Raw genomic sequence first — 20037 nt, 5'->3', positions numbered from 1 at the left:
TATTAGTAATAATAACTGGGCTGCATTTATCTGAATATAAGACTATCCAGCCAAGCTCTCGACACTTAGAGGAACCATATCGCCATTCCTCGTCAGTCCTAGCAACATCGGTTGTTGGGGTTGAATTAATTGACCTGTCAGTACACAGCGTTCTTCCTGCTGAGCTGTGGCAGCTATGCTAGCTCGAATGTCGGCTCGTGAAAATCGAGGCTTCCACTCACCTGATTTTTGCTGGACATAATTCCAAAGGATATCTCGGATCAGAGCTTGATATCCCTGATTCCCAGCTATTTCTTTGAGTTTATCTTTGAGTTCCCGCTCTAGGCGGATGCTGGTAACTTCCATATCGGTAGTTGGGGTGCGGGCGATCGTATGCATCACTTTTTCTCCTTAAAGGTATAGACAGGATAGTAATACAAGTGTAGTATGTTTAAAGGAATGTTCAATAGGTGAAATTTTCTGTGAAATCCATTTACCCCATCTCTACTTCAATTTTGTGCGCTACCAATTGCCGAACCAATTGGGAATCAGCTGCTATGGAAGTGGAGTATCTATTTATGGGCGATGGTAGCCGAAATCATGGGCAAATCACAGAAGGTAATGATGATTATAAATATCTCAGCATTAGTGCACTAATTGCAAAACCACAACTAGATGAACAAAGCGGGGGGTACAGACAAAGAAATCCTGTACCGATATGAGACCAGGGAATTTTCCGGTCAATTCTAACCCCCGCTTCACCAAAACAAGAAGCGGGGGTTTTTTTATAAGGAGTGAAGCTGTGACGATATCTTCCAGGCGCGGCGCGATCGCAATGCAAGTGTTAGAGCAATCTGTGGTGGTGTTTTCTCAAAATTACTTACCACTGTGTCGGGTCAATATCAAACGGGCGATTGTGCTGTTAGTGACCAATAAGGCGCAACCGCTGGGTTTTACCACAGAAGGCGGCTGGCAAGTTCACTCACCCAGTTTGGTAATTGATGTGCCAAAACACATTCGCTTGACAATCACTTCTAATGAGCGGATGTGGAAAGTTCCGCCAGTGAATCGGCGGGAAGTATTGCGACGAGATCATCACAGTTGCCAATATTGCGGCAGCGGCAAACATTTAACGCTAGATCATGTGATGCCGCGTTCTAAAGGCGGTTCTCACACTTGGGATAACGTAGTCGCAGCTTGTGAAAGATGTAACTCCCGTAAAGGCGATCGCACCCTGTTTGAAACTGGTATGCAACTGCGTACCAAACCAAAACCGCCAATGCACCCCGCGATCTCTTTTGCTGAACAGTTTTGGATAGATATGCAAGGAAGCCTGGAATAACAGGAGAGCATAAGGAATGCTGAAATTAACTTACACCGAAAGCAGTTTTGATTTGGAATGTGTCACTCTGTCGCTAGAAGAATGGGTAGCGCAGCGAGTGATTTTAGCCCTGCGAGTTGGGCAAAGTTTTTGCATTGAACCCACTACCGCTTCCTTTTTGCTTCCTGTTGATTTGCCAGGAGTAGAAGTACTCAGGGCTGAGGTAAAAAGAGATGACAGAGAAATCATTGCCCTCTGTGCCTGCGATGCCGAGTATATGGAAGTCACCCTGCGGGGTTCTTGGCTATCAGCTAGTTCTAAGGATGCCATTGGTGTGTTTGTCACTACTATGAGCGATCGCGCTGAGTTCTTTTTGCACAAACTTTGGCAGGAAGCTCAATCTTGTGCTTCTGTGATGAGTGAATAAATGAAATAGTCGGGTGAGGAGAATTTCTCACCCTTTATTGCGCCATTTCTAGTAGTTCAGGAATTGTCACAAATCGGTAGCCTTGCTGTTTGAGTCCACTGATGATTTGTGGCAAAGCTTCTACAGTTCTGTGGCGATCGCCACCACCATCATGCATTAAAACAATGAAACCAGGTTTTGCGCCTTTCAGGACATTATTTACAAATGCCTGGGGTTTGGCGTGAGGATCGGTATCAGCGGAAGTTAGCGACCACATAATGACAGCATCTTTCTGGCTTTTGGCGTAAGCGGCTAGTCCGTTATTTAAAAAGCCTCCAGGAGGCCGAAACAGAGACGTTTTGACTCCTGTAGTTTTGTATATCAGATCAGCTGTGCGATCGATTTCACTCTTAGCTGTGGCTTCATCCATTCGCCGATACCAATGATGCCAAGTATGGTTGCCAATGGCGTGTCCCTCGGCTACTTCACGCTTGGCTAGGTCGGGATTTGCTTGTAAAGCTTGTCCTACCCAAAAGAATGTGGCTTTAACATCATTTTGTTTTAGGATGTCCAGCATTTCTAGGGTTGTCTTTGGCCAAGGTCCATCATCAATGCTTAAAGCAATAACCTTTTCGTTGTTGCTGGGTTGCACCTTATAAACTGTTTTTCCCTGAAATTTAGCTGGGACTGTAAAAGTAGGGTTTTCTACTTTGGCTGATGGCGGTAGCTGGGCATTAATTTGGCCCTTTGCTGGATCTTGAACTTGTGCAGTACGGATTTTGCTTACTGGCTGGTTCAACCCCGATTGTGGGGAAGTGCCTGGAGCAATACTACAAGCTGTAATACTAGAGGCGATCGCGACAATACTAATTATCTGTTGTCGCTTGAGGTAATTGTCTGTCACGTCAGGCTTTTAAAGATCAACCAATCATAAGCTGTAGTTTGACTTTTCAGAGGGTTTAGCAAGCTCAAATCTAAGCGCAGAAGCTTTTATAGACAATTTTAAAAAAACTTTCTAAAACCCCTTGACACCTTTTGTAGTATTTTGTAGTATACTTGTAGTGAGGCGAAAGACAAAGCTTCTCAAGAGTCAAATTTATGTTCTATATACAACTAAAGGACAGGCGTTGGAATAAACCAAAGTCCCCAGTCAACAAAGCTGCTTTTACTTGCAAACCATCGGCGGTAGAGGCAATAAACGAAAAAAGTTCTAAGTTTGCACTCATCAAAACCACTGAATACATCCGTAATACACAACAGGCTTGCTACCTAGAGTTTCGGTTGTTTTCCTAACAGTAAAAAGTCAATTTTCTGAACCTTGAAAACTAAATAAGAAATGGGCAAGTTCACCAACAAAATCTGTGCCTAAAAACCTCAAAGTTTAAGCACAGATTCAAAAAATCGGGGTGTAGCTCAATTGGCTAGAGCGTTCCGTTGTCTGCGGAAATGTTGCGGGTTCAAGTCCCGTCACCCTGGTTGTAGTCCTGTAGGCCAATAGTTTAAGCCGTCAGCCTACGGCAGTCGCTACAACGGAGGGAACCTCCGCAACGCGCTGCCTCCTCAAGCTGAAGATTGCGAGTGCGAATCTCATCGGGACTCCCAAATGGCTGAGTAGTCAAGTGGTCGAAGGCGTCGGTCTGCAAAACCGATATCGTGAGTTCAAATCTCACCTCAGCCTCTGGTGCGATCGCAGCGTAGCTTAATTAGCAAAGCCCCAGGTTCATACCCTGGTATATGCGGGTGCAAATCCCGCTGCTGCCACCAAATGCAGGGATGGTGTAACGGTAACACCTCGTGACTCCAAATCCGATGTTCTAGGTTCAAATCCTAGCCCCTGCGTCAGACAATTTTGGATTTTTTAGATTAATAAATTTAATCCAAAATCTAAAATTCGGTCAATTATGCCCTCGTGGACGAATGGTTAAGTCAGTGCTCTTTCAAAGCACAGATGCGAGTTCAATTCTCGTCGAGGGAATGATTATGGGTCGGTGGCCGAGTCTGGTTGAAGGCGACAGTCTGTAAAACTGTTCTTTTTTGCGCGCAGGTTCAAATCCTGCTCGACCCACTTTGGAGAGGTGGCTGAGTGGCTAAAAGCGTCCTCCTGCTAAGAGGAAGCGGGTAGCTAATACCCGTCGCAGGTTCAAATCCTGTTCTCTCCGTTTTGAGAGTGTGGTGTAACTGGATAACATCTCAGTCTACGAAACTGAAGACGTGAGGGTTCAAATCCCTCCACTCTCGTTACATGGGAGAGATGATGGAGTGGCTAATTCGAGTTGAATTAAACCAGTCCACTGGGTAAAACCCATCTCTCCTTCTTATCCCCCGGTAGCTCAGTTGGTAGTTAGCGCCTGTCTGTTCGCGAAGCGTGTCTGAAAGACAAGAACAGGAGGTCGTCGGTTCGATTCCGACCTGGGGGGCTTCGTTGCCTCATAGCTCAATGGTAGAGCAAGCGGCTGTTAACCGCGCGGTTGTAGGTTCGAGTCCTACTGAGGCAGCCATTCATAATTCGTAATTAAATAGGGTTGATACCCACGTTTTTATAAAATAAACGGCTTTTATATTAGCCGGGATTTAAATCCTCGTCACAAAACATAATTACGAACTACGAATTACGAATTGTTTAATGCCGGGTGGACGAATTGGTAAGTCGCATCGCTCTGAACGATGAGGTTGCAGGTTCAAACCCTGCCCTGGCAATAAAGCCCTGTGGTGTAATTGGCAACATAGCGCCCTTTGAAGGCGAAGATTCCAGGTTCGAGTCCTGGTGGGGCTGCCAAACTTGCTCTTGTAGCCCAACTGGAAGAGGCTGCCGTCTCAAAAACGGTATGTTGTGGGTTCGATTCCCACCAAGAGTACCAAAATTTGCTCCTGTAGCCCAATTGGAAGAGGTGGCAGACTTAAAATCTGTTTGGTTGTGGGTTCGACTCCCACCAGGAGTACCAACGGGATGTAATTCAGCGGCCAGAAGCCATGCTTTGGGAGCATGGAGTCGCAGGTTCAAATCCTGCCATCCCGATATACCCCTGTGACGGAACTGGCATACGTGCTGGAATCAGAGTCCAGATTTTGCAGGTTCAAATCCTGTCAGGGGTACTAAGCTCTCGTGGCGAAACGGAAGACGCACTAGACCGAGGATCTAGTTTTTTGCAGGTTCAAATCCAGTCAGGGGTATTGGTGAATATGCGGGGATAGAGCAACGGTGGCTCGTTAGGCTCATAACCTGAACATCGGTAGGTTCAACTCCTGCCCCCGTCACCAAAACAGTGCTGGTGTAGCTCAATTGGCAGAGCAACTGACTTGTAATCAGTAGGTTGCAGGTTCAATTCCTATTGCGAATTTGTTTAATGGGTCTGTAGCTTAACTGGGAAAGCGTCTGCCTTGCAAGCAGAAAGATGTCGGTTCAAATCCGACCAGTATCCACTTTTGGTATCTGAAGCCAAAGTGGTCGAGGCGCTGGTTTGTGGAACCAGTCATAGCGGGTTCAAGCCCCGTCAGATACCCCTCAATGGAAGATGCTGCTGAATGGACGGCAACTGGTCTTGAAAACCAGGGTATGGGCAACTGTAGGGGTTCGATTCCTCCATCTTCCTCTTTTTCCACCTGAAGCCGAAAAGCGAGGCGCTGTGCTGATAACACAGAAATAGGAGGGGCAGTACCTCCCTGGTGGATTGATATCGAGTGTTGGTGTTAAAAACGTTTGCGATATAAGTATACGATCGCACTTACTCATTTCTTTTTCAAATTAACTAGGGTGGTTGGCATACCGGCTGTGCAGCGGGCTTTTAACCCGCAGAAATAGGTTCGACCTCTATACCACCCACTAAACAATTAAAAATTTAAAATTTAAAATTCAAAATTAAGAAATGCAATCTTAGTTAGCCTTTTGGCAATTGCTAATATGCAACTGGAATGCACGTTATTATGAATACGAACTAGCGATCGCTAGTTGAGCATGTTGCAATAATACGTCTTTATCCAAAGTATGTATGGGATATTGCGGTGTTACTGCTAGTAGTTTCTCAATTCTTTCTCTGGCTGCTTCTACCACTACTTCATCTAAGCTACCGTTACTGAGCGAATCAGCAAAATCTTCAGCAATCCGATAAGTTCTTTCAATAGATGATGAATTAATATTACGCGACACAATAAACAAATCGCAGCCTGCATTAAATGACCGCGCTACAGTACCAGCTTTCATAAACATATCTGAGATCGCTTTCATATCCAAATCGTCAGATACAACTACTCCCTCAAAGCCAAGTTCCTCTCTAAGTATGGTTTTGAGGATAGCCTGGGAAAGGGTTGCTGGCACATCAGCATCTATTCTGGGAAATAAGATATGGACAGTCATAATCAAAGGAATCTGGACTTCGATTAAGGCTTTGAAAGGTATAAGTTCTCGAAGTCGCAGGTCTTCTAGAGTTAAATTCAGTATTGGTAGTTCAATGTGAGAGTCCTTACTGGTGTCTCCATGTCCGGGGAAGTGTTTGGCGCATCCCAACATTCCTGAATCTCGAAGTCCAAGGTAGTAATCACGCGCACCTTGAGTAGCAGTTTCGGGAGTGTTACCAAAGGCGCGAGGCCCAATCACCGGGTTGTCGGGATGGGAAAAAATATCGGCGATAGGTGCCCAAGATAAGTTAATACCCAGTGATTTTAGTTCTACCGCTGTGGCTTTTGCTACTTCATAAGCGTGCGATCGCAGCAACAAGGCATGAGGAAAGCGGGTAATTGGTAGTGGTGTACGAATTACACGACCTCCTTCATGATCCAGAGTCATGAACATGGAATCACGTTCAGTATATTCTCGGATCTGGTTGTTCAAATCCTTGAAGCTTTCCAGCCAAACTTGATAAGGAGTGCCATCCCGAAAGTTCTTAGCGAAAAATATTACCCCAATCGGTTTTAATTCATTGAGTGCCCGTTTATCATCATCGCTTAATGTAGTGCCAGAAATACCTAGAATCAGGTGATGTCCAAAGCGCCTTAGCTCCTGCGATCCACTCATAATCTTTTACCTATAATTTGTGCGGTAAACAACTGGGTTGTTCAACCTAGAAGACTTAAATAGAAATATAATTAGTCTCGATTTTTACATTATATTATATGTATTTACTTAAGGGAATTATAGCAATCTTATTTGATTTGCTTTCCACCAAGAGGCTCAGAACCCCGATTTTTTGAAGAAGTCGGGGTTCTATTTTGTTCGTAACATGTTTAGGATTGCTATTATATACCGGAAATCAACTAGCAGTTTTTAAGCAATGCCCTAGATATTTCCAGAGAGCAAATACACGAATTAACAAATAAATCAACTACTTTAAGATATCATTTACGATTACTTTATTTCCAATCAAAGGAAATACTTTTGTTTCCCTAAATATTCTGCATATAAATCATGTAAATATAGATTAAATACTCGTCGCAAATCCATTGCCAATAATTTTATTGGCAATTTGCTTAGGTAGGTGCGCGTAGGTAAAATTCCCTTGGGCAAAAGTTTTTTGGGAAAGCGATCGCACAATAAATGCCAAATGTAACGGATTGCAACGTATAATGAAAACGATAAAACGGTTAAGAAATATTGAAGAGCAGTAGGGTTACATGCGAGTAGCGATCGCGGGAGCGGGACTAGCAGGACTTTCCTGCGCGAAATATCTTACGGACGCAGGTCACACACCCATTGTCTTGGAACGTCGAGACGTTCTGGGCGGTAAAGTGGCTGCATGGAAAGATGCTGATGGAGACTGGTACGAAACAGGTCTGCACATCTTTTTTGGCGCATATCCCAATATGTTGCAGTTATTCAAAGAACTGGACATTGAAGATCGGTTGCAGTGGAAAGAACACACAATGATCTTCAACCAACCAAATGCACCAGGTACTTACAGCCGCTTTGATTTCCCAGATTTGCCGGCACCAATTAATGGTATAGTGGCAATTCTGCGAAACAACGACATGCTGACATGGCCAGAAAAAATCCGCTTTGGCATCGGATTATTGCCGGTCATGATTCAGGGGCAAAAGTACGTTGAAGAAATGGACAAATATTCTTGGACAGATTGGCTGCGTAAACACAATATTCCAGAACGGGTCAATAAAGAAGTTTTTATTGCCATGGCCAAGTCGCTGAACTTCATCGACCCAGATGAAATTTCGGCAACCATTCTTTTAACTGCCCTCAATCGTTTCCTCCAGGAAAAAAATGGCTCGAAAATGGCCTTTCTGGATGGTTCGCCTACAGAACGATTGTGTCAGCCGATAGTAGATTACATCACCGAACGCGGTGGAGAAGTCCGCTTGAATGCCCCTTTAAAAGAGATTTTGCTAAACGCCGATGGTAGCGTGAAAGGATATTTAATTCGGGGATTGAATGGCGAAGAGGATGAAGTTTTCACAGCGGATTTGTATGTGTCTGCCATGCCGGTTGACCCTCTGAAGGTGATTTTGCCAGCATCTTGGAAAGAAATGGAGTTTTTCCAAAAGCTAGAAGGCTTGGAAGGCGTGCCTGTGATTAACGTGCATTTGTGGTTTGATCGTAAACTTACGCAAATTGATCACTTGCTATTCTCGCGATCGCCCCTCCTAAGCGTTTATGCTGATATGAGCAATACCTGCCGTGAATACGCCAACCCTGATCGCTCGATGCTGGAATTAGTTCTAGCCCCGGCAAAAGATTGGATTGCCAAATCCGATGAGGAGATTGTGGCTGCAACTATCGCCGAGTTAGAAAAACTCTTCCCCAACCACTTTGGGGGAGACAATCCAGCAACATTGCTGAAATCTCATGTGGTGAAAACGCCCCGTTCAGTTTACAAAGCGACCCCTGGTCGTCAACAGTACCGTCCTTCGCAAACAACCCCCATTGCTAACTTCTATCTCAGCGGGGATTACACCATGCAACGCTACTTAGCCAGTATGGAAGGTGCCGTACTTTCTGGTAAGCTGACAGCGCAGGCGATTTCTGAGGCCCTCCCGGTAGCAAATTCCTCAAACCTGCAAACGCTCACCCGACCGCCCGCAACGAATGCTGCAACTGCCTGAATCCCCACCGCGCATGAAAACGCTGGTCTCTCTGGACGAGTCCTACGAACTTTGTCGTCACCTCATAGCCAAGTATTCCACGACTTTTTACCTCAGTACTTTGCTCCTGAGCAAAGAAAAACGTCCTGCTATTTGGGCAATTTATGCTTGGTGTCGCCGTTTAGATGAACTGGTGGATGGGCCCGCATCTGCTATCACCACGCCAGAAACCCTAGACCTATGGGAGCAGCAGCTCGAATCGATGTTTGCTGGACACCCATTGGATAACTTCGATGTAGCTTTGGTAGATACCATTCAACGTTTCCCGATGGACATTCAGCCCTTTCGGGACATGATTGCCGGTCAGCGCATGGACTTATATCGCAGTCGTTATGAAACCTTCGAGGAGTTATACCTCTACTGTTACCGTGTTGCTGGCACTGTCGGCTTGATGTCAACAGCAGTCATGGGATTGGATACTACCAGAAATATAGCTCCGTGGAACTGTGAACAACAGTTATATATTCCCATCGAAGAGGAAATTGCCTTAGGAATTGCCAAGCAACTCACCAACATCTTGCGTGATGTGGGCGAGGATGCCCGAAGAGGAAGGATCTATATTCCTCTAGAAGATTTGGCAAGATTCAACTACACCGAACAAGAATTGTTCGAGGGTGTAGTAGATGAACGCTGGCGTTCTTTGATGCGCTTTCAAATTGATCGAGCCCGACAATTTTATCGGAAAGCAGAAAAAGGAATTTCCTACTTATCTTCTGATGGTCGTTGGCCTGTGTGGGCGGCTCTGATGCATTACAGTGGAATTTTAAGCGTAATTGAACGTAACGATTATAATGCCTTCACTCGACGCGCCTATGTGCCCCAGTGGCAAAAGTTACGCTCTTTACCCGTGGCTTGGATGCGATCGCAAGTTCTTTAAAAAATTAGTCATTAGTCTTTAGTGTTTTGTAAATAACCAATGACTAATGACTAATGACTAATGCCCAATTACAAATGACTATTGACTATCCCTAACAAATCTGCTAACATTAATATTCGTGAGTCAGGAGAGGTGGCTGAGTGGTCGAAAGCGGCAGATTGCTAATCTGTTGTACGGCAGGCAACTCCGTACCGAGGGTTCGAATCCCTCCCTCTCCGTTTTCCAGTCTTTGATACACGGAGTATATTCTGTGTACAAAAATAAATACTAATGTCGGCGAAAATACTTCTACTCCCAAAGATGGATGATATGATTTATCCTTTGGAGTCTTGATTAAGATTTAGCGAACTGACAAATCTAGTTTAAATCTTATTTTTAGGCTCCTAAATATCTGAGGAGTGAAAGTAATTTATGAGAAAAATTAGCGCCGCCTTAGCTTTCAGTATAGCCACCATAGCAACTGGGTTCCTAGTTGGGGCTTGTGCTGATACTAGTACCCCCAATGGGACAGCTACCAACGGAAGTACCGCTACCCCAGCAGCAAACTCAACTACGACAAGCACTGCTAAAGGGCTAAAAATTGGTTCCCTGCTACCCACAACAGGCGACTTGGCTTCTGTAGGACAGCAGATGCTAGGTTCCGTCCCTTTACTAGTTGATACGGTCAACGCTTGCGATGGGGTAAATGGCGAACCAGTGACCTTGGTGCAAGTAGACGACCAAACCGACCCCAAAGCGGGTGCTGCCGGTATGACCAAACTAGCAACTTTAGATAAAGTCGCAGGTGTAGTTGGTTCCTTTGCCAGTAGTGTTTCTAGTGCAGCAGTCTCCATTGCTACGCCGAATAAAGTTATGCTGGTTTCCCCTGGTAGTACCAGTCCAGTCTTTACTGAAAAGGCTCAAAAAGGCGATTTCAAAGGCTTTTGGGCGCGTACAGCTCCCCCAGATACTTATCAAGCATTAGCCTTAGCCCAACTTGCCAGAAAAAAAGGTTTCAAGCGAGTTTCAACAGTCGTAATTAATAACGATTATGGCGTTGGCTTTGAAAAAGCATTTGTGCAAACCTTTGAAAAATTGGGTGGAACCATCGTTAATAAAGATAAGCCTGTCCGCTATGACCCGAAAGCTCAGACATTTGATACAGAAGCGGCTGCTGCTTTTGCTGGTAAGCCAGATGCAGTTCTGGCTGTACTCTACGCGGAAACTGGCAGTCTTTTCCTGAAAGCCGCCTATCAGCAAGGTGTAGCCAAGGGAGTACAGATTTTGCTTACAGATGGGGTGAAATCACCTACTTTTCCAGAACAAGTTGGCAAAGGTAGTGATGGTAAATATATTTTAAGTGGAGCGATCGGTACAGTACCTGGTTCCGATGGTAAAGCACTAGAAGCTTTCAACAAGCTGTGGAAGGATAAAAAGGGTGGTGCACCAGGGGAATACGCTCCTCAAGCTTGGGATGCCGCTGCTTTATTGACATTGGCGGCGCAAGCTGCTAAAGAAAACACAGGCGTTGGCATAGCCAGCAAAATCCGTGAAGTTGCTGATGGGCCTGGGACAGAAGTTACTGATGTCTGCGAGGGGCTGAAGTTACTTAAAGATGGTAAGAAGATTAACTACCAAGGAGCCAGTGGCAACGTAGATGTTGATGCTAACGGCGATGTCGTTGGTGTTTACGATGTCTGGACGGTAGGAGACGATGGGCAAATCAAGGTAATTGACAAAGTTACTCCCAAATAGAAAGTTAAGAATTAGGAGTTATTAAGATTAAATTAATAACTCCCTAACTTCTAACTTTTAAAGCCCACTGAAGTTGTAACCAACTCCTAACAACAAGCCGATATCAGTTTGATCGAAAAATCCCGCATTTATAGCAGCTGTTGCCGTAAATTGAGGAGTTAAAGGCACATCAACGCCAGCAGATGCCAAAAAGGCAAATTTAGAATCATCACCAGTTTTGTAAGCTGCACCGACTCCGACGTAAGGTGCGATGGGCAAAGGCTCACTAAAAGCATCTGCTGACTTGAAAGTAAAATCGTAGGTGATAGGAACTAAAACTGTGGTGTTGTCCCCAAATACGGCTGATGGTCGCACTGATATAGAATTTGTCAGTCCGATTTTGCTGACTACTGCGAAGTTACCGTCACCCAAGGATGAGTCTCCACCACTCAAACCAATGTTAGCAGCGACGCCAACATAGCTGCTACCGCCACGGGTAGTTCTACCTAAATCAATATCTGATTGCGCCACTCTGGGAGCAGATGGTTGAGAAGTAGGTTGTGAAGTAGTTTGAGAAGTTGGTTGTACAAACTCCGAAGTGAGCGTCGCAGATGAGGTTGCCACTGTACCTGGAATGGGTATGGGTGTTACACTGGCATTTTCCTGTATTGCAGTGTTGGGTAACTGCTGTACCTTAGTTAAATTTGTTACTGTAAATGTTTCAGTTGTTTCTGTAGAGAAATTTTGGCTTGCAGTGTCTAGTTCTGGACTAAACTCGTTGGCAGACGCTACGGTTGCGGAAGGGTCGGTTAATGGCTGACTGCTCACCTTGTCTACTGTCTGGGCACTTGCAGACAAGCCACTACTCAGAACTGCAAGAGCAGCTATACTTGGCAACCAAAAAACACTTTTACGAAGAAAAATAGTATTCACATTCACTCCTAAAACAATGTTGCCACGAAAAATAAAGGTTTTTGTTGATTTAAGTCAACAAATTCGGGCAATACTCAAAATTTAACACCAAAAAATCGGTTTTTACATTTTGACTTGACTTGATTTCTCTAGTTAATATTTACTAGCAAAAAATTAAATACTATAGTAATTTTGAATCATTTGTGAGAAGCAAGATCCTCAACTTCTTTAAGAAGTTGGGGATTATGTGGGTTGCAATTTTCACAAATAAAATAGGATTCTTATATATTGTGAATATCCTGAATTTGACAGATGACAAAAATTATCTTGGCTTTATGTAAAGAGACTATTTGTTGAGGAGGCAATCGGGATTATGACCTCAGGAGGCAATCGGGATTATGACCTCTCTCATGAAGGGAAGAGGTTTTGCTCCAGGATAGCTGCCTTGCCCTCAAAAGTGTCTTAATTATGAAGTGATATTACAAAGCTTGCAAAAATATTTAGAAATTGTCTACAAGGCAAACATGGTTCTAACGTAGAACCTATTAGGAGAGACTTGAGGCAAATGTGATGAGCGGAAATAATATTCAAAAGTATCGGTTTGTCTGTACCCTAACTTTCGGTGATATCTACGGTCAGATAATTGTTTGGTTAATTACAATTACCCTAAGTTTGGCATCAGCCTTGGCGTTGATGGGTGCCAAGCGACCTGTGTACGCTTTAGCAACAGCGGGTCTCGTTGTTCTGCTATCGCTACCTTTCTTGTTGTTTGCGTTTGTCACTACCTTGTTAAATCATATTGAAGTCAGTCCTGTAGGGCCAGGAACCAAAATGGAACCCATACCAGGTAATGTGTCTCAGCAACAACCTGTACAAGCAACTAGCTAAAGAGTTAGGAGTTATGAGTTATGGGTTATGAGTCACTCCATCAGTGCCATAACTCTTTGTTTTTAACTTTTCACTCCTAATTTCAAAATTTATTATAAGTCCCTGTCTAGAGGCAGGGAATTTTTTTGTAGAGATGCTACTGTTACAACCCACTAGCTGATTAATCACGTCTCTACAATAGAACAGCAGTGGTTTGCAATCAGAGGGCTAATTATGCTGGAACACGATGTGATTATTGTCGGAGGTGGATTGGCGGGATGTCGCGCTGCTGTAGAAATTGCCCGCACTGACCCTAGTTTAAATATTGCTGTGGTTGCCAAAACCCATCCAATTCGTTCTCATTCGGTTGCGGCTCAAGGTGGTATGGCTGCATCGCTGAAAAATGTTGATTCCGAAGATAGTTGGGAAGCACATGCTTTTGATACTGTCAAGGGTTCTGATTACTTGGCAGACCAAGATGCTGTAGCAATTCTCACCCAAGAAGCACCAGGTGTGGTGATTGACTTGGAACACATGGGCGTCTTGTTCTCTCGCTTACCTGATGGGCGCATTGCCCAACGAGCTTTTGGTGGACATTCCCACAACCGCACTTGTTACGCGGCTGACAAAACCGGCCATGCGATTTTGCACGAATTGGTTAACAATTTGCGGCGTTATGGGGTGCAAGTTTATGAAGAGTGGTACGTGATGCGTCTCATTTTAGAAGAAAATGAGGCGAAGGGTGTGGTAATGTTTCATCTTTTGGATGGACATATCGAGGTGGTGCGAGCCAAGGCAGTGATGTTTGCCACAGGGGGTTATGGTCGCGTTTATAATACCACCTCTAATGATTACGCTTCTTCGGGTGATGGTTTGGCAATGACTGCGATCGCAGGTTTGCCCCTGGAAGATATGGAATTTGTCCAATTTCATCCCACTGGTTTATATCCGGTAGGGGTACTGATTTCAGAAGCGGTACGGGGTGAAGGGGCGTATCTCATAAACTCTGAAGGCGATCGCTTTATGGCTAACTATGCACCCAGTCGCATGGAACTAGCTCCTCGCGATATTACCTCACGAGCGATCGCTTACGAAATTCGCGCTGGACGTGGTATTCATCTCGATGGCAGTGCTGGTGGCCCCTTTGTCTATCTGGATCTACGCCATCTGGGCAAAGAAAAAATTATGAGTCGCGTTCCCTTCTGTTGGGAAGAAGCCCATCGCCTAGTAGGTGTTGACGCGGTAACTCAACCGATGCCAGTCCGCCCAACAATTCACTATTGTATGGGTGGTATACCAGTTAATACCGATGGTCAAGTTCGTAGTAGTGGCGATGGTTTTGTTGATGCTTTCTTTGCTGCGGGTGAAACATCTTGTGTTTCCGTACATGGTGCCAATCGCTTGGGGAGTAATTCACTACTAGAATGTGTAGTTTATGGTAAGAGAACTGGAGCTGCGATCGCCAAATTTGTGCAAAAACGTAAGTTACCCTCTGTAGATGAGCAACGGTATGTAACAGAAGCCCAGCAACAAATTCAAGCTTTGCTAGAACAACCAGGACAGTACCGGATTAACCAAGTCCGTGAAGCTTTTCAGGATTGTATGACTGAGTACTGCGGTGTTTTCCGCACTGAGGCATTAATGACTGAAGGTTTGCAGAAATTAGAAGAAATACAACAAAAATACCCTCAAATTTATTTAGATGACAAAGGTAGTTGCTGGAATACGGAACTCGTAGAAGCTTTAGAATTGCGAAGTTTGATGGTAGTAGGACAGACTATTTTGGCATCAGCGCTGAATCGCCAAGAAAGTCGTGGCGCTCATTTCCGCGAAGATTATTCCCAGCGAGATGATGCTAACTTTCTCAAACACACAATGGCTTACTATTCACCAGCAGGAATTGAGATTCAATATCGACCTGTGGCGATTACTATGTTTGAGCCAAAAGAGCGGAAGTATTAGTTCAAAGTAAATTTATGCGAGAAATCGAGGTGATTACAAAAATTTTGTCCACCTCGATTAATAATAGTAATTGCGAAGATATTTTCTGTATACCGTAAAATTCTGACTATAAAAACAAGATTTTATTTAAAATTATGAACGAATCACCAACTTGGTATATTGTCAAGCGCTCTGCTGGAAACTGTGAAATTATCCCCAGCGACCAAATTGGCGACGATAATCTAGAAATTATAGAACAGTGGGGGCCTTTTAGTTCGCAAGAAGAAGCGATCGCTCGCCGGGTTGGACTTATTAGGGCTGGAAAGTGCCAACCAGTTTAAGTTAGGAGTTAAAAGTTGACAGTGACGGTCTTTATTCCTAATCCCTCACTATTCACTCCTAACTTTATTCCTAACTCTTCATTTTTCTGCTGTCGGTGTACCCTTAGCAGCAATTTTTTTACCTATCACTTCCACCGCTTTAGCGAATTGGGGATCTGCTAGAGTAGCAAGTTTGTCACGTTCATGGAGCCACAATTCCTCCATCTGCTTTTTGGTCAAATCCACCTTCACATCTGGCGAAATGCCTTTGTGATTGATATCTGTACCATTGGGGGTATAGTAATGAGCAATTGTCACCGCTAATCCTGAACCATCTTCTAGGGGACGCACCGATTGCACTAGTCCCTTACCAAAGGTTTGAGTCCCGACCAAAGTAGCACGCTTATTATCCTGCAAAGCCCCTGAAAGGATCTCACTGGCACTAGCTGAACCTTTATCTACCAGCACCACCAATGGTTTAGTGGTCAAGGCTCGTCCGTTTGCCTCTTCCTTTTCTGCCTCTCCTTGGCGTTCAACGGTAGACACAATCTTACCTTTATCTATCCACATCTGGGCAATATCCACGCTGGAAAAGAGTAAGCCGCCTGGATTACCACGCAGATCGAGAATATATCCAGCTACCTTTTTGCTTTCTAAATCTTTGATAGCGGTTTGCATTTCTTTACCAGCATTGGCGCTGAACTGGTTCAAGCGGATGTAACCAAGATTTCCGGCTGGGGTTTTCTTTTCAGAAAACTTAACTGGATGGATTTCAATTCGCGCCCGTTTGATGTCAAACTGTTTTGTCTGACCGTCGCGCTGAATGGTCAAGCTGACTTGCGATCCCGCTTCACCTCTAATCAAGGATACTGCTTGATTAGTATCCATCCCCTTAGTATCTTTGCCGTCAATTTTGAGAATGATATCTTTTGCTAAAACACCAGCTTTAAAGGCTGGTGTATCTTCGATTGGCGCAATTACAACCAATTGCTTGGTTTTTTCATCCTGACTAATCGTGATCCCAATTCCTGTCAATTCTCCAGAGGTATCAACTTGCATATTCTTGAATTCTTCTGGGTCCATAAACCGGGTGTAGGGGTCTTCTAGCTTTTTCAGCATTTCCCGAATGGATTTATACGCATCCTGCGGATTACTGTAGGACTTGCTCAAGTATTCCTTACGAACAGCCTGCCAATCTACCTGATTAAAAGTACCGTCTACATATTGGCGCTGAACAATTTGCCAAACTTCATCTACTAATTCTTTAGGACTTGCTTTAAATAAAGCCTGACCTCGCGAGTGAATGCCAAGGCTAGTAACAGCGATCGTGGAGAGTGTCACTGCCGTAGCACCCAAAACAAGCCTACTTTTTGTAATCACCATAATGACAGCTGCGTCAGAGGGAAAATTTATAGTCAGTATGCTCAATCTAACACAGGCTACCACTGTACAGACCGAGTATGTATTCTTAATTTAAACAAAATACTTGACAATCAGGCGACCTTGGTGGTTAAAAGATACAAAGTTTTTGGGTATGGGGCATTGGGGATTGGTTATTCTCCTTATCTCCCCCTGCTTCCCCTGCCCCTTCCCCATAGCCACTTTAAGGTTCTATCCAGCGTTCATCTGCCTTAATGAGGTTAATTAATTCCTCTACACCTTTATCTTCTGGGACTTTTTTAATTTCTTCTCGACCACGATACAAAGAAATATAACCAGGTGTTTTGCCAACATAACCATAGTCAGCATCTGCCATTTCTCCTGGGCCATTGACAATACAACCCATAACTGCAATGTCTAGCCCAGTTAAGTGTTTTGTGGCTTCCCGGACTTTGTGCAGCACTTCCTCTAGATTAAACAAAGTGCGTCCACAGGAAGGACAAGCGACGTATTCCACCATCGTTTTTCGCAATCCCAAAGCTTGGAGAATGCTATAGCAGACGGGAATTTCTTTTTCTGGTGCTTCTGTAAGTGAGACGCGGATTGTATCGCCAATGCCATCAGCAAGTAACGTGGCAATACCTGCTGTGGATTTAATTCGCCCGTATTCGCCATCACCGGCTTCCGTAACGCCTAAATGTAGCGGGTAGTCCATACCCAGTTCATCCATGCGTTTGGCGATGAGGCGATAGGCGGCTATCATCACCGGGACTCGTGAGGCTTTCATGGAAACTACCAAGTTGCGGAAATCCAAAGATTCACAGATGCGGATGAATTCTATAGCAGATTCCACCATTCCTTCGGGGGTGTCACCGTAAGTAAATAGCATCCTCTCAGCAAGAGAACCGTGATTTACCCCAATTCGCATCGATTTACCTTGATCGCGCAAAGAAACTACCAGAGGTTCTAAGGTTTCGCGAATTTTATCGCCAATTTCGTCAAATTCGCTTTTGGTATATTCAGTTCGATTGATGTTTGGCTTTTCAAACACATACAAACCCGGATTAATCCGTACTTTCTCTATGTGCTTGGCAACTTCTACGGCGATTTTCAGCCCATTGTGATGGACATCAGCCACTACTGGCACGTCTTGGTAAGTTTTAATTAATTTTTGTTTAATTTCCCCTAAAGCTTTAGCATGAGCCATGCTTGGCACGGTGACGCGGACAATTTCGCAGCCAATTTCATGCAGACGACGAATACCAGCCACGGAACCATCAATATCAAGGGTGTCTTCGTTAATCATTGACTGCACTACAACGGGGTAGCCGCCGCCAATGGTGACATTTCCCACCTTTACAGGGCGGGTTTTACGCCGCTTGATAGTTGTATCAAAGGTGGCTTGAGGTGATGTGATGCTTGAAGTGTTTACTGTGGGCAGAGTTTGCATAACCTGATTAGGTAAATTTGCTGTTGCTCAAATATCAGATTTAATAAATCTCTGTTTCCCAGATTGCCACAGCTAGCGCTTTTTTGGACGATTAGTATAGAAAAAAATGGAAAATAATACAGGCAAAGAAATTAAGAGCATTTGAAGAATTTTGCTCATTTGTAAAGATATATTACTTAAAAAGATTTTTAAGTGAGTAGCTTGAGTGCGATCGCTAAATTTATGTTTTCATAATACAAATATACTATTAAGTAAAGCGATCGCCCCTACCACCAGCTAAATTAGACTTATCACTAAATGCTTTAACTCCCATGCTAGAAAAAACATCTATATTCCAGAAAGCCATAGAAGCAGTAGAAGCATTAGATCCAGAAGCTCAGGCTATTCTTGTAGATATTATCCAAAAGCGCCTCAAGCAACAGCGACGGGATGACTTATTAAAGGCTGTTGCAGAAGCTCGTGAAGCTTATGCTAAAGGGGAAGTACGTAGTGGAACTGTTGCTGATTTAATGGCGGAGTTAGATGATTGATGCAGCTGCTATGGAGTGCAAGATTTATTCGAGTTGAGTTTGTTCCTCATCCCGATTCAGGGGAATTAGTAATTTCTTTGTTGACCTTGGGTTCTCATGATGATGTTTACTAAGGCAACACTAGACTTGAGAAAATTTGGGGATTGAAATCATAGATGTTATTACAGAATAAAAGCGGCTGTAATTATGAACACCCAAATAACACCCCAACTACCAATTCCCCCGTACTTTAACCCTGAAAAAGTCGGCGAAGTCTGGCGGGTACCTTACCAAGAACGTGCTGTGGAAGCTGAAATCTGGGCAAAACAACACGATATCAAACCTGCATCTTTAGATAAAACCAGCATTTGCTTACTGTTAATTGATGTCCAAAATACCTTCTGCATTCCCGGCTTTGAATTATTTGTAGGTGGAAAATCCGGGAATGCAGCGGTGGATGATAACGTCAGATTATCTGAGTTTATCTATCGAAACTTGGGAATAATCACGAAAATTGTACCAACTCTAGATACTCACACAGCAACGCAAATATTCCATCCGATCTTTTGGGTGAACGTTGCTGGAGAACATCCCACTCCAGCAGCGACTAGCATCACACCAGCAGATGTTGAACAAGGTATCTGGAAAGTTAACCCAGCAGTTGCTAACAGTGTTACTAATGGGGATTATGAATTATTAGAAAAACACGCTTACCATTACCTTAAGAAACTCAGTCAAGATGGGAAATATCCCCTCACTGTTTGGCCTTATCATTCTATGTTGGGCGGTATCGGTCATGCTCTAGTTTCATCGGTAGAAGAAGCGATATTTTTCCACGGCATTGCGCGTCAGAGTCAAACGCAATTTGAAATTAAAGGTGAAAATCCTTTAACAGAAAATTATTCCATCTTACGTCCAGAAGTGTTGGAAGATTTTGAACAACGTCCACTCGCTCAAAAGAACACGCGCCTGATTAAACAACTTTTAGAATATGATGCAGTAATTATTGGTGGTCAAGCTAAAAGTCACTGTGTCGCTTGGACAATTGACGATTTATTAACAGAAATTAAACAGGTAGATGTTACCCTGGCGAAAAAAATCTATTTATTAGAAGATTGCACTTCCCCCGTTGTTGTCCCTGGTGTTGTGGACTACACAGAACAGGCAGATGTAGCATTTACAAGGTTTGCAGAGGCAGGAATGCATATCGTAAAATCTAGCGAATTTGGGAATTGGGCATAGGACATGGGGCATTGGGTTTAGTAGTTTCCTTCTGCTT

18 protein-coding genes and 24 tRNA genes are annotated in these 20037 nt (G+C 44.0%); 35 read left to right on the top strand and 7 right to left on the bottom strand.

Annotated elements, in window-relative coordinates:
• Positions 1-42 precede the first annotated feature (42 nt).
• Positions 43-378, bottom strand: coding sequence for a hypothetical protein (locus tag HWQ44_RS20830; RefSeq protein ID WP_069070862.1), 336 nt, complete (start codon positions 376-378; stop codon positions 43-45).
• A gap of 71 nt (positions 379-449) precedes the next feature.
• On the opposite strand from HWQ44_RS20830, the gene HWQ44_RS20825 reads away from it, so the two are divergent.
• From HWQ44_RS20825 to HWQ44_RS20815, 3 genes are all read left to right on the top strand, one after another.
• Entirely contained in the window at positions 450-701 is a 252-nt protein-coding gene (locus tag HWQ44_RS20825; RefSeq protein ID WP_292722435.1) for a hypothetical protein, read from the top strand.
• A gap of 113 nt (positions 702-814) precedes the next feature.
• Entirely contained in the window at positions 815-1321 is a 507-nt protein-coding gene (locus HWQ44_RS20820; protein ID WP_292722486.1) for an HNH endonuclease, read from the top strand.
• A 16-nt stretch (positions 1322-1337) separates the two neighbouring features.
• On the top strand, positions 1338-1727 hold the full coding sequence (locus HWQ44_RS20815) for an alr0857 family protein (protein ID WP_292722432.1): 390 nt from the start codon (positions 1338-1340) through the stop codon (positions 1725-1727).
• A gap of 34 nt (positions 1728-1761) precedes the next feature.
• On the opposite strand, the gene HWQ44_RS20810 is transcribed toward HWQ44_RS20815, so the two are convergent.
• Both HWQ44_RS20810 and HWQ44_RS20805 read right to left on the bottom strand, forming a co-directional pair.
• Positions 1762-2610, bottom strand: coding sequence for a polysaccharide deacetylase family protein (locus HWQ44_RS20810; RefSeq protein ID WP_292722430.1), 849 nt, complete (start codon positions 2608-2610; stop codon positions 1762-1764).
• A 199-nt stretch (positions 2611-2809) separates the two neighbouring features.
• The gene (locus HWQ44_RS20805) at positions 2810-2932 is read right to left on the bottom strand and encodes a hypothetical protein (protein WP_292722427.1); all 123 of its coding nucleotides are present in this window, start codon (positions 2930-2932) and stop codon (positions 2810-2812) included.
• A gap of 176 nt (positions 2933-3108) precedes the next feature.
• On the opposite strand from HWQ44_RS20805, the gene HWQ44_RS20800 reads away from it, so the two are divergent.
• From HWQ44_RS20800 to HWQ44_RS20690, 23 genes are all read left to right on the top strand, one after another.
• Positions 3109-3182, top strand: a tRNA-Asp gene (locus HWQ44_RS20800).
• Between the two features lie 4 nt (positions 3183-3186).
• Positions 3187-3308: transfer RNA gene (locus HWQ44_RS20795), tRNA-OTHER, on the top strand.
• Between the two features lie 3 nt (positions 3309-3311).
• Positions 3312-3384, top strand: a tRNA-Cys gene (locus tag HWQ44_RS20790).
• A gap of 10 nt (positions 3385-3394) precedes the next feature.
• Positions 3395-3470: transfer RNA gene (locus tag HWQ44_RS20785), tRNA-Met, on the top strand.
• 3 nt (positions 3471-3473) lie between these two features.
• A tRNA-Trp gene (locus HWQ44_RS20780) sits at positions 3474-3545 on the top strand.
• Between the two features lie 65 nt (positions 3546-3610).
• Positions 3611-3681, top strand: a tRNA-Glu gene (locus tag HWQ44_RS20775).
• A gap of 7 nt (positions 3682-3688) precedes the next feature.
• Positions 3689-3771: transfer RNA gene (locus HWQ44_RS20770), tRNA-Tyr, on the top strand.
• A 4-nt stretch (positions 3772-3775) separates the two neighbouring features.
• Positions 3776-3865: transfer RNA gene (locus tag HWQ44_RS20765), tRNA-Ser, on the top strand.
• Positions 3866-3869: 4 nt separating this feature from the next.
• Positions 3870-3944 (top strand) — tRNA-Arg (locus HWQ44_RS20760).
• A gap of 81 nt (positions 3945-4025) precedes the next feature.
• Positions 4026-4123: transfer RNA gene (locus HWQ44_RS20755), tRNA-OTHER, on the top strand.
• Between the two features lie 6 nt (positions 4124-4129).
• Positions 4130-4204: transfer RNA gene (locus HWQ44_RS20750), tRNA-Asn, on the top strand.
• 126 nt (positions 4205-4330) lie between these two features.
• Positions 4331-4403: transfer RNA gene (locus tag HWQ44_RS20745), tRNA-Gln, on the top strand.
• Between the two features lie 3 nt (positions 4404-4406).
• Positions 4407-4482, top strand: a tRNA-Gln gene (locus tag HWQ44_RS20740).
• A 5-nt stretch (positions 4483-4487) separates the two neighbouring features.
• Positions 4488-4564, top strand: a tRNA-Leu gene (locus HWQ44_RS20735).
• Between the two features lie 6 nt (positions 4565-4570).
• Positions 4571-4648 (top strand) — tRNA-Leu (locus HWQ44_RS20730).
• A 1-nt stretch (position 4649) separates the two neighbouring features.
• Positions 4650-4722, top strand: a tRNA-Pro gene (locus HWQ44_RS20725).
• Positions 4723-4725: 3 nt separating this feature from the next.
• Positions 4726-4799, top strand: a tRNA-Leu gene (locus HWQ44_RS20720).
• 3 nt (positions 4800-4802) lie between these two features.
• Positions 4803-4877: transfer RNA gene (locus tag HWQ44_RS20715), tRNA-Leu, on the top strand.
• A 10-nt stretch (positions 4878-4887) separates the two neighbouring features.
• Positions 4888-4964 (top strand) — tRNA-Met (locus HWQ44_RS20710).
• 88 nt (positions 4965-5052) lie between these two features.
• Positions 5053-5126: transfer RNA gene (locus tag HWQ44_RS20705), tRNA-Ala, on the top strand.
• Positions 5127-5132: 6 nt separating this feature from the next.
• Positions 5133-5206: transfer RNA gene (locus HWQ44_RS20700), tRNA-His, on the top strand.
• A gap of 7 nt (positions 5207-5213) precedes the next feature.
• Positions 5214-5296: transfer RNA gene (locus tag HWQ44_RS20695), tRNA-Ser, on the top strand.
• 159 nt (positions 5297-5455) lie between these two features.
• Positions 5456-5526: transfer RNA gene (locus HWQ44_RS20690), tRNA-Lys, on the top strand.
• A gap of 99 nt (positions 5527-5625) precedes the next feature.
• On the opposite strand, the gene nagZ is transcribed toward HWQ44_RS20690, so the two are convergent.
• Positions 5626-6714 (bottom strand): beta-N-acetylhexosaminidase, encoded by a 1089-nt coding sequence (gene nagZ, locus HWQ44_RS20685; protein ID WP_292722425.1) that lies wholly within the window; start codon positions 6712-6714, stop codon positions 5626-5628.
• Positions 6715-7310: 596 nt separating this feature from the next.
• Between nagZ and pds the strand changes: the two genes are divergently transcribed.
• From pds to HWQ44_RS20665, 4 genes are all read left to right on the top strand, one after another.
• Entirely contained in the window at positions 7311-8750 is a 1440-nt protein-coding gene (pds, locus tag HWQ44_RS20680) for a 15-cis-phytoene desaturase (protein WP_292722421.1), read from the top strand.
• On the top strand, positions 8734-9666 hold the full coding sequence (gene crtB / locus HWQ44_RS20675) for a 15-cis-phytoene synthase CrtB (protein WP_292722419.1): 933 nt from the start codon (positions 8734-8736) through the stop codon (positions 9664-9666). Before pds ends, crtB begins: the two co-directional genes overlap by 17 nt.
• 126 nt (positions 9667-9792) lie before the next feature.
• Positions 9793-9884 (top strand) — tRNA-Ser (locus HWQ44_RS20670).
• Between the two features lie 193 nt (positions 9885-10077).
• On the top strand, positions 10078-11400 hold the full coding sequence (locus HWQ44_RS20665; protein ID WP_292722417.1) for an ABC transporter substrate-binding protein: 1323 nt from the start codon (positions 10078-10080) through the stop codon (positions 11398-11400).
• Between the two features lie 57 nt (positions 11401-11457).
• Here HWQ44_RS20665 and HWQ44_RS20660 read toward each other — a convergent pair whose 3' ends face one another.
• Positions 11458-12312: a hypothetical protein gene (locus HWQ44_RS20660; RefSeq protein WP_292722414.1), complete on the bottom strand. Its 855-nt coding sequence runs from the start codon at positions 12310-12312 to the stop codon at positions 11458-11460.
• A gap of 549 nt (positions 12313-12861) precedes the next feature.
• On the opposite strand from HWQ44_RS20660, the gene HWQ44_RS20655 reads away from it, so the two are divergent.
• The 3 genes from HWQ44_RS20655 (at position 12862) to HWQ44_RS20645 (ending at position 15440) form a co-directional block, all read left to right on the top strand.
• On the top strand, positions 12862-13179 hold the full coding sequence (locus HWQ44_RS20655; RefSeq protein ID WP_265276097.1) for a hypothetical protein: 318 nt from the start codon (positions 12862-12864) through the stop codon (positions 13177-13179).
• Positions 13180-13392: 213 nt separating this feature from the next.
• A complete protein-coding gene (locus tag HWQ44_RS20650) occupies positions 13393-15120 on the top strand; it encodes a succinate dehydrogenase/fumarate reductase flavoprotein subunit (protein WP_292722411.1) in 1728 nt (575 codons plus the stop codon).
• Positions 15121-15254: 134 nt separating this feature from the next.
• Positions 15255-15440 (top strand): DDE transposase family protein, encoded by a 186-nt coding sequence (locus HWQ44_RS20645; RefSeq protein WP_292722409.1) that lies wholly within the window; start codon positions 15255-15257, stop codon positions 15438-15440.
• 78 nt (positions 15441-15518) lie between these two features.
• Here the strand turns inward: HWQ44_RS20645 and ctpC are convergent, their stop codons facing one another.
• Positions 15519-16802: a carboxyl-terminal processing protease CtpC gene (gene ctpC / locus HWQ44_RS20640; protein ID WP_292722407.1), complete on the bottom strand. Its 1284-nt coding sequence runs from the start codon at positions 16800-16802 to the stop codon at positions 15519-15521.
• A gap of 220 nt (positions 16803-17022) precedes the next feature.
• A complete protein-coding gene (ispG, locus tag HWQ44_RS20635) occupies positions 17023-18249 on the bottom strand; it encodes a (E)-4-hydroxy-3-methylbut-2-enyl-diphosphate synthase (protein ID WP_292722405.1) in 1227 nt (408 codons plus the stop codon).
• Between the two features lie 311 nt (positions 18250-18560).
• Between ispG and HWQ44_RS20630 the strand changes: the two genes are divergently transcribed.
• A complete protein-coding gene (locus HWQ44_RS20630; protein ID WP_292722403.1) occupies positions 18561-18779 on the top strand; it encodes a hypothetical protein in 219 nt (72 codons plus the stop codon).
• Positions 18780-18965: 186 nt separating this feature from the next.
• The gene (locus tag HWQ44_RS20625; protein WP_292722400.1) at positions 18966-20000 is read left to right on the top strand and encodes an isochorismatase; all 1035 of its coding nucleotides are present in this window, start codon (positions 18966-18968) and stop codon (positions 19998-20000) included.
• The last annotated feature ends 37 nt before the right edge of the window (positions 20001-20037 follow it).

The organism is Nostoc sp. JL34, assembly GCF_017114945.1.
Classification (GTDB): Bacteria; Cyanobacteriota; Cyanobacteriia; order Cyanobacteriales; family Nostocaceae; genus Nostoc.
The sequence above is the reverse complement of the archived record's forward strand: the minus strand, read 5'-3'. Positions and strand labels throughout refer to the sequence as shown.

Bases quoted from the DNA above. Each gene is read 5' to 3' on its own strand.
- HWQ44_RS20830 (WP_069070862.1), bottom strand. From the start codon at position 378: ATGCATACGATCGCCCGCACCCCAACTACCGATATGGAAGTTACCAGC.
- HWQ44_RS20820 (WP_292722486.1), top strand. From the start codon at position 815: ATGCAAGTGTTAGAGCAATCTGTGGTGGTGTTTTCTCAAAATTACTTA.
- HWQ44_RS20815 (WP_292722432.1), top strand. From the start codon at position 1,338: ATGCTGAAATTAACTTACACCGAAAGCAGTTTTGATTTGGAATGTGTC.
- HWQ44_RS20805 (WP_292722427.1), bottom strand. From the start codon at position 2,932: ATGAGTGCAAACTTAGAACTTTTTTCGTTTATTGCCTCTACCGCCGAT.
- nagZ (WP_292722425.1), bottom strand. From the start codon at position 6,714: ATGAGTGGATCGCAGGAGCTAAGGCGCTTTGGACATCACCTGATTCTA.
- pds (WP_292722421.1), top strand. From the start codon at position 7,311: ATGCGAGTAGCGATCGCGGGAGCGGGACTAGCAGGACTTTCCTGCGCG.
- crtB (WP_292722419.1), top strand. From the start codon at position 8,734: ATGCTGCAACTGCCTGAATCCCCACCGCGCATGAAAACGCTGGTCTCT.
- HWQ44_RS20665 (WP_292722417.1), top strand. From the start codon at position 10,078: ATGAGAAAAATTAGCGCCGCCTTAGCTTTCAGTATAGCCACCATAGCA.
- HWQ44_RS20655 (WP_265276097.1), top strand. From the start codon at position 12,862: ATGAGCGGAAATAATATTCAAAAGTATCGGTTTGTCTGTACCCTAACT.
- HWQ44_RS20650 (WP_292722411.1), top strand. From the start codon at position 13,393: ATGCTGGAACACGATGTGATTATTGTCGGAGGTGGATTGGCGGGATGT.
- HWQ44_RS20645 (WP_292722409.1), top strand. From the start codon at position 15,255: ATGAACGAATCACCAACTTGGTATATTGTCAAGCGCTCTGCTGGAAAC.
- ctpC (WP_292722407.1), bottom strand. From the start codon at position 16,802: ATGGTGATTACAAAAAGTAGGCTTGTTTTGGGTGCTACGGCAGTGACA.
- ispG (WP_292722405.1), bottom strand. From the start codon at position 18,249: ATGCAAACTCTGCCCACAGTAAACACTTCAAGCATCACATCACCTCAA.
- HWQ44_RS20630 (WP_292722403.1), top strand. From the start codon at position 18,561: ATGCTAGAAAAAACATCTATATTCCAGAAAGCCATAGAAGCAGTAGAA.
- HWQ44_RS20625 (WP_292722400.1), top strand. From the start codon at position 18,966: ATGAACACCCAAATAACACCCCAACTACCAATTCCCCCGTACTTTAAC.